This is a genomic window from Acetobacterium sp. (genome assembly GCF_041752335.1).
GTDB lineage: Bacteria > Bacillota > Clostridia > Eubacteriales > Eubacteriaceae > Acetobacterium.
The window spans coordinates 1-16,725 of record NZ_JBGSHG010000030.1 but is presented as its reverse complement, the minus strand read 5'-3'; the positions used below and the strand labels follow the sequence as shown (position 1 = coordinate 16,725).

General features: G+C 44.7%; 17 protein-coding genes. 12 read left to right on the top strand and 5 right to left on the bottom strand.

The features are described 5' to 3' along the window. Positions 1-166: 166 nt before the first annotated feature. Positions 167-349 (bottom strand): hypothetical protein, encoded by a 183-nt coding sequence (locus ACEW8F_RS04250; RefSeq protein WP_026393241.1) that lies wholly within the window; start codon positions 347-349, stop codon positions 167-169. A 191-nt stretch (positions 350-540) separates the two neighbouring features. Here ACEW8F_RS04250 and ACEW8F_RS04245 point away from each other — a divergent pair, with 191 nt between their 5' ends. Beyond that, complete coding sequence (locus ACEW8F_RS04245) at positions 541-1,131, top strand: flavin reductase family protein (RefSeq protein WP_373482228.1); 591 nt, start codon at positions 541-543, stop codon at positions 1,129-1,131. Between the two features lie 63 nt (positions 1,132-1,194). Here ACEW8F_RS04245 and ACEW8F_RS04240 read toward each other — a convergent pair whose 3' ends face one another. Both ACEW8F_RS04240 and ACEW8F_RS04235 read right to left on the bottom strand, forming a co-directional pair. Then, positions 1,195-2,286 (bottom strand): branched-chain amino acid aminotransferase, encoded by a 1,092-nt coding sequence (locus ACEW8F_RS04240; RefSeq protein ID WP_373482274.1) that lies wholly within the window; start codon positions 2,284-2,286, stop codon positions 1,195-1,197. Then, positions 2,253-3,149, bottom strand: a complete 897-nt coding sequence (locus ACEW8F_RS04235; RefSeq protein WP_373482227.1) for a DUF445 domain-containing protein — start codon at positions 3,147-3,149, stop codon at positions 2,253-2,255. The genes ACEW8F_RS04240 and ACEW8F_RS04235 overlap by 34 nt, the downstream gene beginning before the upstream one ends. A 181-nt stretch (positions 3,150-3,330) precedes the next feature. Here ACEW8F_RS04235 and ACEW8F_RS04230 point away from each other — a divergent pair, with 181 nt between their 5' ends. The 6 genes from ACEW8F_RS04230 (at position 3,331) to ACEW8F_RS04205 (ending at position 7,812) form a co-directional block, all read left to right on the top strand. After that, positions 3,331-4,584: an MFS transporter gene (locus ACEW8F_RS04230; protein ID WP_373482226.1), complete on the top strand. Its 1,254-nt coding sequence runs from the start codon at positions 3,331-3,333 to the stop codon at positions 4,582-4,584. Between the two features lie 93 nt (positions 4,585-4,677). After that, positions 4,678-4,860, top strand: coding sequence for a transcriptional regulator (locus tag ACEW8F_RS04225; RefSeq protein ID WP_373482225.1), 183 nt, complete (start codon positions 4,678-4,680; stop codon positions 4,858-4,860). Between the two features lie 133 nt (positions 4,861-4,993). Next, positions 4,994-5,698 (top strand): ABC transporter ATP-binding protein, encoded by a 705-nt coding sequence (locus ACEW8F_RS04220; RefSeq protein WP_373482224.1) that lies wholly within the window; start codon positions 4,994-4,996, stop codon positions 5,696-5,698. Beyond that, positions 5,682-6,410 carry a protein kinase gene (locus ACEW8F_RS04215; protein ID WP_373482273.1) on the top strand — a complete coding sequence of 243 codons (729 nt, stop codon included), beginning with the start codon at positions 5,682-5,684 and terminating at the stop codon, positions 6,408-6,410. Before ACEW8F_RS04220 ends, ACEW8F_RS04215 begins: the two co-directional genes overlap by 17 nt. 133 nt (positions 6,411-6,543) lie before the next feature. Further along, complete coding sequence (locus ACEW8F_RS04210) at positions 6,544-6,975, top strand: hypothetical protein (protein ID WP_373482223.1); 432 nt, start codon at positions 6,544-6,546, stop codon at positions 6,973-6,975. A gap of 33 nt (positions 6,976-7,008) precedes the next feature. Then, entirely contained in the window at positions 7,009-7,812 is an 804-nt protein-coding gene (locus tag ACEW8F_RS04205) for a class I SAM-dependent methyltransferase (RefSeq protein WP_373482222.1), read from the top strand. Between the two features lie 67 nt (positions 7,813-7,879). Here ACEW8F_RS04205 and ACEW8F_RS04200 read toward each other — a convergent pair whose 3' ends face one another. Further along, positions 7,880-9,439: a Na+/H+ antiporter NhaC family protein gene (locus ACEW8F_RS04200; protein ID WP_373482221.1), complete on the bottom strand. Its 1,560-nt coding sequence runs from the start codon at positions 9,437-9,439 to the stop codon at positions 7,880-7,882. A gap of 282 nt (positions 9,440-9,721) precedes the next feature. On the opposite strand from ACEW8F_RS04200, the gene ACEW8F_RS04195 reads away from it, so the two are divergent. From ACEW8F_RS04195 to ACEW8F_RS04175, 5 genes are all read left to right on the top strand, one after another. Continuing rightward, positions 9,722-11,569 (top strand): TIGR03960 family B12-binding radical SAM protein, encoded by a 1,848-nt coding sequence (locus tag ACEW8F_RS04195; RefSeq protein ID WP_373482220.1) that lies wholly within the window; start codon positions 9,722-9,724, stop codon positions 11,567-11,569. Continuing rightward, positions 11,562-12,245 (top strand): TIGR03936 family radical SAM-associated protein, encoded by a 684-nt coding sequence (locus ACEW8F_RS04190; protein ID WP_373482219.1) that lies wholly within the window; start codon positions 11,562-11,564, stop codon positions 12,243-12,245. Before ACEW8F_RS04195 ends, ACEW8F_RS04190 begins: the two co-directional genes overlap by 8 nt. A gap of 916 nt (positions 12,246-13,161) precedes the next feature. Next, on the top strand, positions 13,162-13,371 hold the full coding sequence (locus tag ACEW8F_RS04185) for a hypothetical protein (RefSeq protein ID WP_373482218.1): 210 nt from the start codon (positions 13,162-13,164) through the stop codon (positions 13,369-13,371). Between the two features lie 129 nt (positions 13,372-13,500). After that, positions 13,501-13,995 carry a nucleoside-diphosphate kinase gene (locus ACEW8F_RS04180; RefSeq protein WP_373482217.1) on the top strand — a complete coding sequence of 165 codons (495 nt, stop codon included), beginning with the start codon at positions 13,501-13,503 and terminating at the stop codon, positions 13,993-13,995. Positions 13,996-14,197: 202 nt separating this feature from the next. Beyond that, positions 14,198-15,634 carry an alanine/glycine:cation symporter family protein gene (locus tag ACEW8F_RS04175; protein ID WP_373482216.1) on the top strand — a complete coding sequence of 479 codons (1,437 nt, stop codon included), beginning with the start codon at positions 14,198-14,200 and terminating at the stop codon, positions 15,632-15,634. Positions 15,635-15,719: 85 nt separating this feature from the next. Here ACEW8F_RS04175 and srtB read toward each other — a convergent pair whose 3' ends face one another. Next, positions 15,720-16,436, bottom strand: coding sequence for a class B sortase (gene srtB, locus ACEW8F_RS04170; protein ID WP_373482215.1), 717 nt, complete (start codon positions 16,434-16,436; stop codon positions 15,720-15,722). Positions 16,437-16,725: the final 289 nt, after the last annotated feature.

Below are 16,725 nucleotides of genomic sequence, written 5' to 3'. Positions count from 1 at the left end.
AGCAACCCTGTCAAAGAGTTGCTCTTTTGCCACTATCGGGCAGTTTTTGAAACGGCAATAATGCTTAAGGTCAGGGCTGCGGCGCCCAGTACAAGGGCAACCATGCTGGATACAAAAGCGGCTACTTTCATCGAACTACCTCCTTATTTGTTTTTTTCAGTTGGTTTCAATCTTCGTCATAAAAACCGCTCATGGAATAATCTTCAAGCGCTTCCAATAAAAAGACCAGACTCCCGGTCATACTTTCAGCGGTGGTAACGACGATTTCTTTTTCTTCTTCAGTCAGCTCCATGAATTCTTCTTCAAGATCACATAGGCGCTTAATTAGAAATAATAATTCTGTTTTCATATTTCTCCTGTCCACTGTCTATTCTAACTATAATACTATCGGCTTAGCCCAAAAATTGCAAGAAAAATTGTACTTAAATGGTTTATTCAATTTTATTTGCGGTGGTGGTGGCCCGGTGGGCGACGATTTTCTGCCATAATCATCGCAAAACTGCTATAATGGTGTTTATCGCAGACAAAGGAGAAAACGCAATGAGTAAAATAAAATGGCCGGGATCGGTATTACTGGCCCCGGTGCCCCCGGTGCTGGTAACCTGTGGCGAGGCCGCGTCAGAAAATATCTTGACGGTGGGGTGGACCGGGGTTCTCAATACCAGACCGCCGATGACCTATATTTCGCTGCGGCCGAGCCGTTTATCCTACGAAATCATCGCCGCAACCCGGGAGTTCACCATCAATTTGTCGACGGTGGCGTTGGTCAAAGCCGTTGATTTTTGCGGAGTGCGCTCCGGTCGGGAAATGAATAAATTTGAACGGATGGGTTTAACCCCAATCCCTGGTGATGCGGTGAAATGTCCGATGCTGGCGGCCAGCCCCTTGAGTATGGAATGCCAGGTCAAAGAAATCATCCCGCTGGGTACCCACGATCTGTTTATGGCCGAGATTCTGGCGGTCCATGTGGAAGACGCCCTGATTGATGCCAGTGGTAAACTCCATCTGGATCAGGCCGATCTACTGGCCTACGTCCACGGTGAATACTTTGGCCTGGGCGAAAAGGTCGGCAGCTTCGGCTACTCGGTCCGCAAAAAGAAAAAGCAGAAACGACCTGCTCAGCAAAAATAAAGTAAAAAACGATGGGCGTAAACCCATCGTTTTTCTTTTGGAGATATTCAGCGATAAAAGTGATTATAGATGGGTAATCCAGCCTTCGGGACCGGCCAGATCGCCCAGTTGGATGGCGGTGAGGGTATCGTAGAGCTTTTTGGTTACCGGGCCCACTTCGGTTTGGCTGTAAAAAACGTGCAGCCGGTTGTGGTGGAAAATACCGCCGATGGGGGTGATCACGGCGGCGGTGCCACAGGCGCCGGCTTCGCTGAATTGATCCAGCTCGTCGATGAAAACATCCTCTTCGGATACGGCCATCCCTAAAACATGTTCGGCCAGATAAAGCAGCGAATATTTGGTGATGCTGGGTAAGATCGAGGGGGAGTCGGGGGTGACAAAGCGGTTGTCTCTGGTGATGCCAAAGAAATTGGCGGCACCGACCTCTTCGATTTTGGTGTGCGTGGTGGGATCCAGATAAATGCAATCCGCATAGCCTTTCCTAACAGCAATTTCATGCGCCAGCATTGAGGCTGCATAGTTGCCGCCAACCTTCTGCTGACCGGTGCCGTTGCAAGCCGCCCGGTCATAGTCGGAGACCATAAAATTAACTGGCGTCAGGCCGCCCTTGAAATAAGCACCCACCGGCATACAGAAAACCGTGAAGATATATTCATTGGCCGGTTTGACGGCCACACTGTTGCCCACCCCAATCATCATCGGACGGATATACAGCGAGCCGCCGGTACCATAGGGCGGAATATAGGCTTCGTTGGCCTTAACCACATCGATACAGGCTTTGATAAAGGTTGCCTCAGGAATAACCGGCATTAGCAGCCGCTGGCAGGAATCCTGGAAGCGCCTGGCATTCTGGTCAACCCGAAATAACTGAATCTCGCCGGCTTTGGTCCGATAGGCCTTCAGTCCTTCAAAGCACTGCTGCCCATAGTGCAGACAGGGCGCCGCTTCGCCCAGATGCAAGACATTATCTTCAGTCAGGACCCCGTCATCCCACTGACCCTCTTTCCAGAACGACAGATACCGATAATCCGTTTTTATATAATCAAATCCTAATTGATCCCAATTAATTGCTACTTTTTTAGTCATTTTTAGCTCCTTTTTTAAATACCTGTTTTGCTCACTTAAAAAAAAGACATTACCAGACCCATGATGCAGCCCAATAATCCGCCCAGCCAGACAATCGCGTTGAGTTCTTTGCGCATGATTTCCAGAATCATTTTTTCAAAAGTCAGGACATCATAGCCGTTAATCTGATCTTCGACCAGTTTTGATAAGTTCAGGGCATTAATTAAAACACTGATGTTTTTCTCAATCAGCTGATGATAGGTCGAAATAACCCAGGCGACAAATTCTGGAATGCGGTCCTGATATTGACGATAAAGATCGCAAAGTCGTTTGTCGAGGAGATTATTACTTTCTTTTTCGAAGATGTTGTCGAGAATACCTTCGCCTTTTTCAATCACCATCCGTTCAATAATCTCAGACATTTTGACCTTGGCGGAACTGATCAGGTTTTCATTGATCAGCATCGCAAACATTGACCCCTGTAGATTGCTGACAATTTCGGTGACCGCTATTTCAGATAAGAGCGGACCTAATTCCATTTTGACCATCCGCTCGTACGAAAACCCGACCATTTTGGTCGTCACATCAGTGATGATTTGCTCACCCCGTTCAGCGCCGGAAAACGAGTAAAATAGCTCTCGCAGGGTTTCATCGCTGGTGCTTTTTTTAGCGATCAGTCGATTCACGGCGACGTCGATCTTGGCGTCTATTTCCGGTGCCAGCAGGCCATTCTTGATGACGTCCTCGTTGAGCAGATTGTTGGCCACCACATCCCCCAGCGACTTGGCGATTCGTGGTTTTTCTTTGGGAATTAAGCCCGGGGTAAAGGGTAAGGTCAGCCCCAAAAACTTGATGGCTTTTATGGGGCGAAAGAGCATCCTTATCGCGATGCCGTTGGTGATCAGTCCGATAATGCCCCCTAGTATCGGTCCAATAAAAAATGATAAATCCATGGTTTCCTCCTGTTGTAACTTCTGGTTAGTAGCTTTTGATTTATTTTAATCTTTTTAAATCAAACTGTCCAGTAGAATGATAAAAACCAGTAAGAGGCATAACAATTACTGATAATTGTTATTGTGTTTACTTTAGCTAGCTGATACAATAAAGCAAGAAAATTTTTGGAAGCAGAGGGAAATGATGAAAAATGAGAATTTGAAACGATGGGTCTACCTTGCGGTAGCGACCATCATGCTGTTGTTTCTGGGATTATTATATGCCTGGTCAATTTTTCGGGCACCGCTGAACAAGCTCTTTGAAACATGGACAGTCACGAACTTATCACTTAATTTTACTATCTCAATTATCTTTTTTTGTATTGGCGGTTTTGTCAGTGGGCAATTAACCCGCTTTATCAAAAACCAATACATTGTTTTAATGGCGGCAGCGATGCTGTTTATTGGTTTTTTCGGTGTCTCGAAAATCGATCCGACCCAGCCGGGACAAAGTCTAATCCTGCTGTATCTGTTTTATGGGGTACTCTGCGGAACCGGCGTCGGCATGGGTTACAATTCAATTATCAGCGCCATTGTGCCCTGGTTTTCCGAAAAAGCCGGTTTAGCTTCAGGGATTTTGCTGATGGGTTTTGGTCTCGGGGGACTGATTCTCGGTACCATGATCAGCTCTTTAATTGGTAGTGTTGGGGTATTGGAAACTTTCTTCTATCTGGCGATCATGGGAGCTGTGGTCATGTCGGTAGGATCGTTCTTTATCAAGAAACCAGAAATGGCTTCTAAAAAAGCCGTTGCCACAGAAGGTCAACCCAGTCAGAAGAAAGAGTATTCTGCTGGGGAAATGTTAAAAACCGGAGTTTTCTGGACCTATTTTTTCTGGGGGATTATGATTACCGCATCAGGATTATTGATTATCGGTAGTGCTGCAACCATTGCGGTGGCTTTTGGAGCGCCGGCCCAATTGGGATTGCTGGTTTCTGTATTTAATGGCGGCGGTCGGGTGGTTATTGGCACCTTGTTCGATAAGGTCGGCAGAGGCAAAGCGATGGCAACCAATACCATTCTCCTGCTGGTTGCTGGCGTTTTCTTATTGTTAGGAGCAACAATGAATAATGTCATCTTAATATTCATCGGTTTGTTATCCGTTGGGGTTACCTATGGCGGGGTACCGGCCTTGTCCTCCGTTGTTATCAATTCAAGCTTTGGTTCGAAAAACTATCCGCTGAATTTCAGTTTGTCAAATTTCTTACTGGTTCCGGCGGCCATCATTGGACCAATGATCTCAAGCTACTTACTACAAAGCTCTGGTAACAGTTACAATTCAACCTTTGTCGTTATTATCGTGTTTGCAGCCATCGCTTTAGTATTGAACCATATTTTAGGGATTCAAAGTAAAAAAATGAATCAGTCGGCTATTGTTGCAGTGGTTGAAAACTAAGCCGTTTCAATAAAAACTTTGGATCAATTAAAACCCAATTAAGACTATTTTGCTATAATCTGTAAAAAGAATGAATTGATTTGGAGGGCTATTATGGAACTGAAGGATAAAGTTTTAGCTTATATGGAACAGCATGGAGCACCCATGACGGCAGGTGAAGTCGAAAAAGCCTTGAAGGTTGATCGAAAAGAAGTAGACAAAGCCTTTAAGCAGCTAAAAAAAGAAGAAGCCATTGTTTCCCCGGTGCGATGCAAATGGGAACCAGCCAAAAAATAACCGAAAAGAAAGGGAAACCTTTCTTTTTTTTTGAGCTAATCTGGCTTTTCTGGGATTTATTCGCTATACTGGTAGCAGCATAAATGTTTGCGTGGGGAGCGACTCCTCGATTAACTTAAGAAGGACTGAAAAGATGAAACATTTTATAGAATTTAAAGATGTACATAAGCGTTATCATATGGGGGAAGTGACCATCAATGCTGCCAATGGGATTAATTTCTTCATTGATGAAGGCGAATTTGCGGTGGTGGTTGGGCCCAGCGGGGCTGGAAAAACAACGGTGCTCAATATTCTCGGCGGGATGGACAACTGCGATGAGGGCCAGGTGATTGTTGGGGAAAAAGATGTGGCGGCTCTGAGTCGCCGCGAGCTGGCGGAATATCGGCGTTATGACACCGGTTTTGTGTTTCAGTTTTATAATCTTATTCAAAACCTGACCGCCGTTGAAAATGTGGAGTTGGCGACCCAAATCTGTCATGATCCGATGGACGCAGAGACTGTCTTAAAAAGCGTCGGTTTGGGAGAACGGCTGGGTAATTTTCCATCCCAGTTGTCCGGGGGCGAGCAGCAGCGGGTGGCCATTGCCAGAGCTTTGGCCAAGCGGCCGAAACTCCTGCTTTGTGACGAACCTACTGGAGCCCTGGATTACAATACTGGAAAAAATATTTTAAAGCTGCTTCAGGAAACCAGTCGCATAGAAAAGATGACTGTGATTCTGATTACTCATAATCAGGCGATAACGCCGATGGCCGACAAGGTCATCATCATGAAAAATGGTCAGGTTCAGAAAAGTTATCTTAATGAGAAACCCTTATCGGTTGATGAGATTGAGTGGTAACCGCATCAGAACGCTCCGCGGAACCCTTGCTCATGATAGCTTTCAGCTGATTAGAACCTTAGGGCAGGGACGTTTTGGAACTGCTTATCTGGTATCCCGAGATAAAATTCACTATGTCTTAAAAATTTTTAATCCCAATGACGTCAAGCGCCGCAAAGAAAAATTGGCCCGAGAAAGTAAATTTCTAAAAAAGATTGACCATCCGGCCATTCCCCAATTGATCCAGGTCCTTGATCGGGACGGTTTCTACGGTCTGGTAATGGAACAAATGCCGGGGCAGTCGCTGGAAGATTTGTTGGAATCGGATTATGCCTTTAATAAAATTGAAATTACGGCGATCATGGCGCAATTAATCACGGTGATGGAGTATCTGTCAGGGCTCCACATCAGTCACCGCGATATCAAAACCGACAATATTTTATGGACTGGTGCGCAGCTGGCCCTGATTGATTTTGGTTCAGCCGGCCCTGTGTCACGGTTTAATCGCCGCTTTATTCCCGACTTCTGGGGAATTGGCGATGTCTTTTTGCGGCTGGCATCAGGCTGTGACGAAATGATCGCCGAACCAAATAAATTTTTAATTGGCCAGCTCGATTTAAATCAGGCCCAGCGATACGTCATCCAACGTCTGCTTTATATTGAAAAACCCTATCGCGATTTTCAGACCTTAACAGAAGATTTCAGCAATGCCTGGATAAAAAATGCGGACTGATGCTGAGCATTGTCCGCAACCGGAAACCGGCCATCTAATGACTGTCCAGATCATAATTAGGCATTTTCGATACTAAAAAAAGCTAACGTCACTTCAAAGATCGTAATAATTGAAAGGGGAGGGCTTTACAGCTGTGAGTGAATTAACCTACTATCTGCCCATTATTCTAATTGTCACCGCCAATGTGTTTTATAATATCTGTACCAAGTCGACCCCGGCAACTGCCAATCCATTTTTGTCCCTGCTGGTCACCTATCTGGTGGCGGCGCTATTGACGCTGGTTCTGATGTTGACTAATGGTCTGGACGAAGGAATCGTCCAATCATTTAAACGGCTCAACTGGACCAGCTACGCCCTGGGGATTTCGGTTGTTGCCCTGGAGTTTGGTTATATTACGGCCTACCGGGCCGGCTGGAACATCAGTTTAGGTTCGCTGGTAGCCAATATCTCATTGGCCATCTTGCTGATCCCGATTGGCATACTATTTTATAAAGAGCTGTTGACCATCAATCATCTGGTTGGAATCGCGCTTTGTCTGGCCGGTTTGTTTTTTATTAATCGATGATTGAATTTAAGAAATAAAGGAGAATAATGCCGGATGCATTTAAATACAGAATATTTCGAGGAACTCTGGTTAAGTGATAATCAGAAAAAAGAACCGACGGTAGAATTTTGGGACTTCCGGGCGGAAGAGTACAACCTTTCGTCAGCAACCGCAGACGCCCAGCTAAACCGCAAAAAAAAGGTCCAGGCCCTGATTGATCAAGAGATTATCAACGCAGAATCAACGATCCTGGATATCGGCTGCGGATCGGGACAATTTGCGGTTGAACTGGCTAAAAAAACCAAAAAAGTGGTGGGCCTGGATTTTTCCGAAAAGATGCTCCGTTATGCCAGCGCCAATGCCGCCGCAGCAGGTCTGAAAAACTCCGAGTTCATTCACTCGGATTGGGATCACTTCCACTATACGGAACCCTTCGATCTGGTCATCGCCAGCATGTCCCCGGCCATTCATAAGCCGGATCATCTCTATAAAATGATGGAGTACTCCCGGGGCTACTGCTATTTATCATCCTTTGTGGAACGGCACAGCAGCTTGAAAGAAAAACTCTACCACCTGACCGATCAGAACTATGTTCGTCAGTTTAATAAGATGAACTATATTTTCAACCTGTTATGGACAAAGGGCGTTTTCCCGGAACTGACTTACGAAACCGGCATTCATAAACGGATATTTCCCTTAGCAAAAGCCAAGGAGATTTACACCCGGGAGCTATCAGTATTGGAAAGCCCGGAGCAGGCCAACTGCATCCATCAATACCTGGAGGCCATTGCTGAAAATGAAGTGATTACAGAATCATTGCAGCAACGAAAAGGCGAACTGATCTGGAAAGAACCCTGAAGCAAAATAAAAATGTCCGCCATTTCAATTTTTAGAATGGCGGACATTTTAAATTAATGGTATTAATCTAGTTGGAGAACTTCAGTTGATTGAGTCTGGTTTTAGAAATACGATGGAAGACGACCAGGGAAACAATCAGCAGTCCCACCGAGGTGACCCAGGTCAACAGCAGATTTCCGTAGCTTAAACCAGCCACCAGATAGCCCACGAAGCTGCAGGCGGCCACTAACATGGCATAAAGCATCTGGGTTGAGACGTGCTGAATATGATCGCAGCCGGCTCCCGTTGAGGATAAGATGGTAGTATCCGAAATGGGCGAACAATGATCACCAAAGACGGAGCCAGCCAGAGTCGCCGATAAGGTTACAACCATCAGTTCCGGGGCGGTATATTGGGAGATCATCACGACAATTGGAATAAAGATCCCGAAGGTACCCCAGGCGGTGCCGATGGAAAAGGATAACAGTGCCGAGACCAGGAAAATCATCGCCGGAATCAGCCCCACCGGGATGCTGCTGGCTTTGACCAGTTCGCCAATAAAGAGGCCGGTACCGAGCAGATCCTGACACAGTGCTCCGATGGTCCAGGCCAGGGTCAGGATGATATAAGCGGGAACCATGGTTTTAATCCCTTCACCAATCCCGCCCATAAAGGTTTTGAAATCAATCAGTTTTCGGGGAACAAAGAGCAGGAAGGTCACTACCAGCGCCCAGAAAGCGCCCATCACTAAAGCCGCCGAAGCATCGCAATTGCCAAAGGCTTCCGACAGGGATAAGCCTGCGCCTGACCAATAGCCGCCGTTCTGGAGCATCGATAAGATTGAAAAGGCAATCAGTGAACTGATTGGAATAATCAGATCCCAGATTGTGCCCTTGCCATCCATCAGAATTTTTTCTTCCAGTTCGGTATCCAGGGCACCCAATTCGCCGGTTTCGATGGCCCGCTTTTCAACCCGGGCCATCGGTCCGAAATCGAGGTTGGTTACCGAAAGAATAATGACCATCAAAATGCTTAACAACGCATAGAGATTATAGGGGATCGTCGCGATAAAGGCACTCAGTTCATTCTGAAACGCCCCGGTTTCATAAAGCGTTGAGCCGACAGCTGCCGCCCAACTGGAAATCGGCGCGATGATGCAAATTGGTGCCGCGGTAGAATCGATGATATAAGCCAGCTTGGCCCGGGATATCTGATACTTGTCGGTAACTGGCTTCATGACCGTACCCACGGTGAGGCAGTTGAAATAATCATCGACAAAAATAATCACGCCCAGAACACTGGTGGCCAGCTGAGCACTGCGTCGGGATTTAAGTTTGGTCGCGGCCCAGTTACCATAGGCCCGCGAACCTCCGGCAATGGTCACGACATAAACTAGGGCCCCCAGCAGACCCAAAAATAAGATGATGTTGAATTTACCAGGCTCACCCCCGGTTTCGGCAATCAGGCCAAAAGCCACCGTGCCCATTTCAACCAGGCCGCCGCCGCCGCTGCTAACAACATAAATCAGAGTTCCGGAGAGGATTCCGATCAGCAAAGCAGAAATAACTTCTTTAGTAATCAAAGCCAAAACAATGGCAATAATTGGTGGAATGATGGACAAAATGCCCACATCTACTGTTTCAAACAATTTTTTCTCCTTTCACGAACATAAAATTTCAGATAATTGCAAAACAACCGTGAGCTTTGAGTGCAGTTTCGCAATACCTGACTTAAAATTTTCAAACAGGGAGTAGTCTATCACAATTGATATCGTTTATCAAATGCACCTTTTTGAATAATGATCGGAGCTAGGCTGAAACGGTGAATATTTATTCTGAGGCGGGGACTGTACAAGCTGATAAGAATCATGTAAGATAAGGTGTGCTAAAATTAGGCAGACTTTTAAAAAATTATAAATATGAGGAAATGAATGAATAATTATATCGAAAAAAATATTTTACCCCTGGTCACAAAACCAATTACCTATCTTGGCAATGAGGTGAATGCGGTCCATAAGATCCCGAGTCCGGAGATGATTCGCTTTGCCTTTGCCTTCCCGGATACCTATGAGGTGGGCATGTCCCATTTGGGCATGAAAATTCTGTATGGATTACTTAACGAAGAAAAAGATATCTGGTGTGAGCGGGTCTTTGCGCCCTGGGTGGATATGGAAGAGCAATTGCGGCTCAATGATCTGCCGCTGTATGGACTTGAATCGATGATGCCTTTAAACGACTACGATTTTGTCGGCTTTACGCTGCAATATGAAATGAGCTTCAGCAATATTTTAAATATGCTGGAATTAGGCAAGATCACCCTGCGCAGCGCCCAGCGAAAAGAAGCCGAGCCCTTTGTCATTGCCGGGGGGCCCTGCGCCTATAATCCCGAACCGCTTTCTGACTTCATTGATATTTTTGTCATCGGTGAAGCGGAAGAGGTGATCCTGAAAATTATGGCCGCCCACCGGGAGTGGAAAAAAGCCGGCGGCACCCGTCAGGACTTTTTGAAAATGGCAGCTGCAATTGAAGGGGTTTATGTGCCGGCATTTTATGTGGTCAGTTATGATGAAAAAAGCGGGGTGATTACCGCCTTCACCCCGCTTATTGAAGAAGCACCGGCGACGATCCGTAAACAATTTATTGAAGATCTGGATCAGGCTTACTTCCCGGATAAAATCGTGGTGTCTTATACCGAAACCGTCCATGACCGGATCAGCTACGAAATCTTTAGAGGTTGTGGCCGCGGTTGTCGCTTTTGCCAGGCGGGGATGATCTACCGGCCCACCAGGGAAAAAACCGTACCGACGATCCAGTCAAAAATTAAAGCCCTGATCGCAGCCACCGGTTATGATGAGGTTTCACTGTCATCCCTGAGCACCGGTGATTACAGTGAAATTGAAACCCTGATCAAAAACCTGGTCTGTGATGCTGAATCTGGCAAAGTCAGTATCTCGTTGCCATCCCTGCGGATTGACTCCTTAAGCATTGAGATGCTGGAAGAAATTCAAAAAGTCCGGAAAGCCGGCTTGACCCTGGCCCCGGAAGCCGGAACTCAGCGGATGCGGGACGTCATCAATAAGGGCGTAACCGAGGAAAACCTGATGGATACCGTCAAAACCGCCTTTGAAAAGGGCTGGGGACACGTCAAGCTCTACTTTATGATTGGTTTGCCGGGCGAAACCCTGGCAGACATCGAAGGCATTGCCGATCTCGGCCAAAAGGTCGTCGATGAGTATTATAAAATTGACCGGGAGTCCCGCAACAAAAGTCTCAAAGTCGTCTTAAGTGCTTCTTCTTTTGTGCCGAAACCGTTCACTCCCTTCCAATGGATGGGACAGAACACCCCGGAAGAATTTAGGAACAAACAACGTCATTTAAAAGCCAGTATTAAAGAACGTAAGATTTCCTACAGCTGGCATGATAGCGGGGTCAGCTTCCTGGAAGCTGTTTTTGCCCGGGGCGACCGCCGCCTGGCTATGGTGCTGGAAAAAGCGCATCAAAAGGGTTGCCGTTTTGATGGCTGGGGCGAATATTTTGATCTCCAGAAATGGACCGAAGCCTTTGCCGAAGCAGGGATTGATCCGGATTTCTATGCCTTGCGAAACCGCGACTACGACGAAATCCTACCCTGGGATTTCATTGATACCGGGGTCACCAAGAAATTTTTAAAAGCCGAGGCGCAAAAAGCCGAAGCCGCTGTGACGACCCCCTTCTGCCCGGAAAATTGTTCAAATTGCGGCATTATGGAATTCAAGAAAGGATGGAAATGCAATGGTTAAAATTCAATATCAGTTTAAGCGCTCCACACCGCTGCGTTTTTTATCCCATTTGGATCAGCAGCGCCTGTTTCAGCGGGCTTTTCGTCGGGCTAATATGCCGGTTGAATATTCCCAGGGTTTTAATCCCCATCCCCGAATGTCATTTGCCCTGGCGATGTCGGTGGGCTTGACCAGTGATGGCGAATACGGCGAAGTGATTGTGTCAGAGGACATCGATGTCGAAACATTTATCAGCCGGATGAATAAGGTGCTGCCCAATGGTCTGGAAATCGTTTCTGCTAAAATCTGTGGCGAAGGGGTTGGCTCGCTGTCGGCAGCGCTGAGCAAAAGCGTCTATATGATTCGCATCAACGTCGTGCCGGAAACAGATTTAGCAGCACTGTCCGAAGCAATCGAGTCATATTTAGCGCTGCCTCAGATTTTGATCCAGAAAAGAAATAAAAAAGGGAAGTATGTGGAAAAAGATATTCGGCCCTTTATTGAGTCCATTGCGGTATTTGCCGACCCGGAAACAAATAAGGTCAATGTCAAGATGACCTTGATTTATATTGAGCAACAATGTGTGAAGCCAGAACAGATTTTAGAGAGTATCAATAATCAAAATAGCGTCGTATTTATGATTGACCCCACAATCGAGATTCATCGGGAAAAATTGCTAATTACAGCCGATGCTTAAGGTTTACATAAGGTATAAAAACGTTTACAAAAAAAGACTTGACCTTTAAAAAAAACGTGCTATAATTTAGCTAAATCAAAGATCAACTCAATCCTTTTCCAGATTGACTGACACGGTCATTGAAAAGTAAATAAACCTTAACTGCCGATAAGATTAAAGAAAGACGGTGATCTATTAGAGATAGAAATTTAATGCGATACCGAATAACTGAATAAAATTTTATCGATTGTTACTTTCTGATATGCAACAGTTACCAGAACCGAATTGGTAAGTCTGCAGACAATCATTGTGCGATTGGTTAGAGATCGGTATTTACATTATGGGAAAAGAGCATCAAGAATTAATAGTACGAAAATGATGTGGCCATAAATACGAATAATGGATCAAAGATAATAATCCACCTGATGGGAGTAACAATTTGCAAACGAAAAGAAAAAAATGGGAGAACAATTTAAAAAAAACGAATTGCTCGATTTCAATCTTCAGATAAAATAACTGGATACAAGACAAGATTGATTAAAAGAAAACATTTTTATTATCCGGGAGAAAAGTAACCGTTTAGAAGAAAAACCATTCCTAACCAAAACCAATTTCCTGAGTTAAAAGAATAAATTCCAAAATCATGAGAGCAAGTCTCTGAATCGAGAAGAAAAACCATTCCTGGGTTTAGCAGGATGCGCTTTCAGAATCCATAGAGTAAGTTAATAGAATACCCGGAAGACGTTTTGAAGTTCAGAAGAAAAAATTCTGGCTTTTGAAAAACAAGTTTAGATTCATAGTAAGGTTCAGCGAGTAAGAGGTAACCAATGATTGGATTAAGAAGAAAGACCATTCCTGAATTTCAACAGTGGCATATCTGATTCAAAGAAATTACCGGAAGATCAACAAATCGTTCTTTAAATCTAGAACAAAATCATTGCTGGATTTAGAAAAACAAATTCCTGGATTAAAAAAGTTCTCTAGAATGTCTAAAAGCGATTCAGTAAAAAATCTGAATAAAAAGAAAAAAGATCCCAGAAAAAATTCAAAAGTTAAGTGTTTATTACTTGAGAAAAGTGAAAAGAGGATTTTTGGTAAATTGAAAGGGGTGAGTCCAAAAGGAATGATATCAGAAGTTGAAAGCTGAAGCCGGTTCTGCATAGTGATGCGGGATCGGCTTCAGCGTTTTTTGAGTTTGTTAATTCAGAATCAACTTGCTAAATTCACCCGACATCGATAAAATATCTCTAGTAAAACCTGAAAGTGAGGATTAGAAATGAAAACATATGCTTTAATTATTATGAAACCGGACGCGTTGGAAGATGAATTAGTAGAACCAATTATCCGACGGTTTATTGAGGATGGATTCCAGATTGAGATGCTGGGAGTTAAGAGTGCAGACGAAACCTTAATCTTAACTCATTATGCTCATGTTGTTGAGAAATTGGGCGAGAGTTTTAAGAAAATGGCCATCGCAGCTTTTGTCGGCAAGCCGATGGTTCCGATTATTCTCAGTCAGAACGGTGAAAATGCCATTGCCAATTCCCGGGAATTGACCGGCGCTACCGATCCGGCCAAGGCGGTGACAGGAACGATCCGCGGCGATCTGGGAACGGATTCTTTTGAAAACGCCGACCGGGAAGATCGGTGCTGCTACAATTTGATTCACTGCAGCGATTCAACCGAATCCTTATTGGCTGAAATGAAACTATGGTTTGAACCAGAAACCTATGAATTGTTTGCTCCCTTAATCAGTCCGGTTGTCGGATAAAGCTCAATGCTGCGGTTAAAGCCAGACTTAATTTTTTATAGATTGGTAAGACATCTGCAAAAAAGACAATAATTACCTCTTGATTGGGATCCAGATCAGTTGACGGTAAATACTTGTCATTAATCAGTTTAGTTCAATTTAGTCTTGTGAAGTGAGAAAAATAATGATAAAATAATCCCACTATATTTTTAAGGGGGTTAAGATGAATTTTTCGGAAATTATTGCAGCAGTCAACAATTTTGTTTGGGGACCTGTAATGCTGGCGTTGCTCATGGGAACCGGGATCTTTTTAACGATTCGGTTGAAATTTTTGCCGTGGCGAAACTTGGGCTATGCGTTGAAATCGGTTTTTGCTAAACAGGATCCATCAAAAAAAGAGTCAAGTGGGGATATTTCACCCTTCCAGTCTTTGATGACGGCTCTGGCAGCAACTATTGGAACCGGTAATATTGTTGGTGTGGCGACAGCCATGGTACTGGGGGGGCCCGGCGCCTTGGTGTGGATGTGGATCAGTGCATTATTTGGTCTTTCGACAAAATACGGTGAAAGTGTTCTGGCGGTTAAGTACCGGGAAACAAATAAAGAAGGCGAAATGGCCGGCGGACCGATGTATGCCATGAAAAATGGTTTTAAGAACAAGACCATCGGATCGGTTCTGGCGGTGCTGTTCTCAGGTTTTGCCGTGATTGCTTCTTTTGGAATCGGTAACATGACCCAGGCAAATTCTATTTCCGGGGCTGTGTTGGGAACCTTTGGTATTCCAACCTGGATTACCGGGGCGGTGATTACGATCCTGGCAATTGTTGTGCTACTGGGCGGAATTAAAAGCATTGGTCGGGTTTGTGGCGTAATTGTGCCATTTATGGCCATATTTTATTTTGTTGCTGGGATATTAGTTATTATTATTAATTTTGAAAATCTACCAGCAGGTATTGCCCAGATCTTTGCCATGGCTTTTTCACCAATGGCTGTCGCCGGCGGTGTTGGCGGTACCGTGATTGCCAGTATGCTCAGCGCCATGCGTTGGGGCGTTGCCCGGGGTGTTTTCTCAAATGAAGCGGGCCTAGGTTCGGCACCAATTGCTGCGGCTGCGGCCAAAACCGATCATCCTTCCCGACAGGGTTATATCAATATGACCGGAACATTCTTTGATACCCTGGTGGTTTGTTCGATCACTGGGTTGGTTATTGCTTCTTCCGGGGTACTGGGCACCATGACCGAAGCCGGTAAGTTGCTCAGTGGCGCAGCTTTGACTATTTCTGCATTTGAATCGGCCCTTGGACCCATCGGCGGATACATTGTCACCATTGGGATTATGCTGTTTGCCTTCTCGACGATTTTAGGCTGGGAATATTATGGCGAAAAATCACTGGAATATTTAATTAAAGCACCGATTGCAGTAAAAGTTTATCGCTTGTTTTACAGTTTGGTAGCTTTTGTCGGAGCCACTACAGCCCTGCAGATTGTCTGGGATTTCTCAGATACGATGAATGGTTTGATGGCGATTCCAAACCTGATTTCACTGCTGGTTCTAAGCAATGTCATTGCTAAAGAATGTTTTGATTATGAAGAAACAGTAATCAAGCCTGAACGTGAATTAAGAAAACTGGGAAAGAAAGCAGTTGTCGATAACAAATAGTCGATGATAGCGTAAACGCATTAAAAAAAGTGTCCGCAGCTAAGCATCACGATAAATGATGTCTAAGTTGCGGACATTTTTATAGTTATTTTATTTTTCGGGCGTGAACGGCAAAGCGGGCATCATCAAAGGTGTAAATACAGGTGGATAGGGTCAGTACTTCATCAGTTGGCGAGACGACCACCCCGGTGTCATACAGCGACCGCGCTTTCAGCCGATTCATATAGTTCATAAAATCGGTATCGTTGGCGAAGCTGGGCTGGCGATAATCGTATTCGGCTTCGGTAATGTAAACCGAGAAAATTTCCCAGTCGCCGGGATTGCCAGGCTGGTCAAACTGAATCATCGGATGGAGCTTGAAATAGGCCTGATCCTGATAATTCCACAAACTGCCAAACATTGATTCATCGGACATATAATGACCATAGAGGACGTGATTCCGGGTCGTGACGGGATCACTTAAGTAGTCCCGAAAAATTGCGCCCTCGAAAGATGCTTCCTTTAAAAAATTATGGGACAGATAGAAATCATTGTTATCGGTTTGCGCAACCGGATATTCCAACGGGGTCCCTTCGATCTGAACCCAACCGATGGTGTCGGGATTGATCGTCAGTAAGGAATTAAAATCAATGCGATCGGCAACCTCGACAGGGTTTTCTTTGGCAACGGCTATAATTTTATCCTTTTGCATTGTTTGATTGATCTTTGGATAAAAATTATAAATAATAAATCCGATCGCAATCACAATTAGTAAAACGACGGCCACTATCTTTATTCTAGACATGCTTTTTTGCAATTTCATTTTCCTCCTAAAGCTCATTTTGTTTAATTATACCCAATTATTCTGAAAAACTACCAAATAATTGAAAAGTTTCGTATTTTAAGAAATTTAACTATGATCATTTCTGATTATTATTATTTTAGTTGACTTCAAGAGCTGAACATGTTATTATTTATAAAGTTATGTAGCCGCACACACAAGGTTTTAAGTCGAAAGCACCTTTTGTGGCGAGTCTGGTATGAGGAGGTGTAGAATCATGTATGCAATTATTAAAACAGGTGGTAAACAATACCGCGTTCAAGAAAATGAT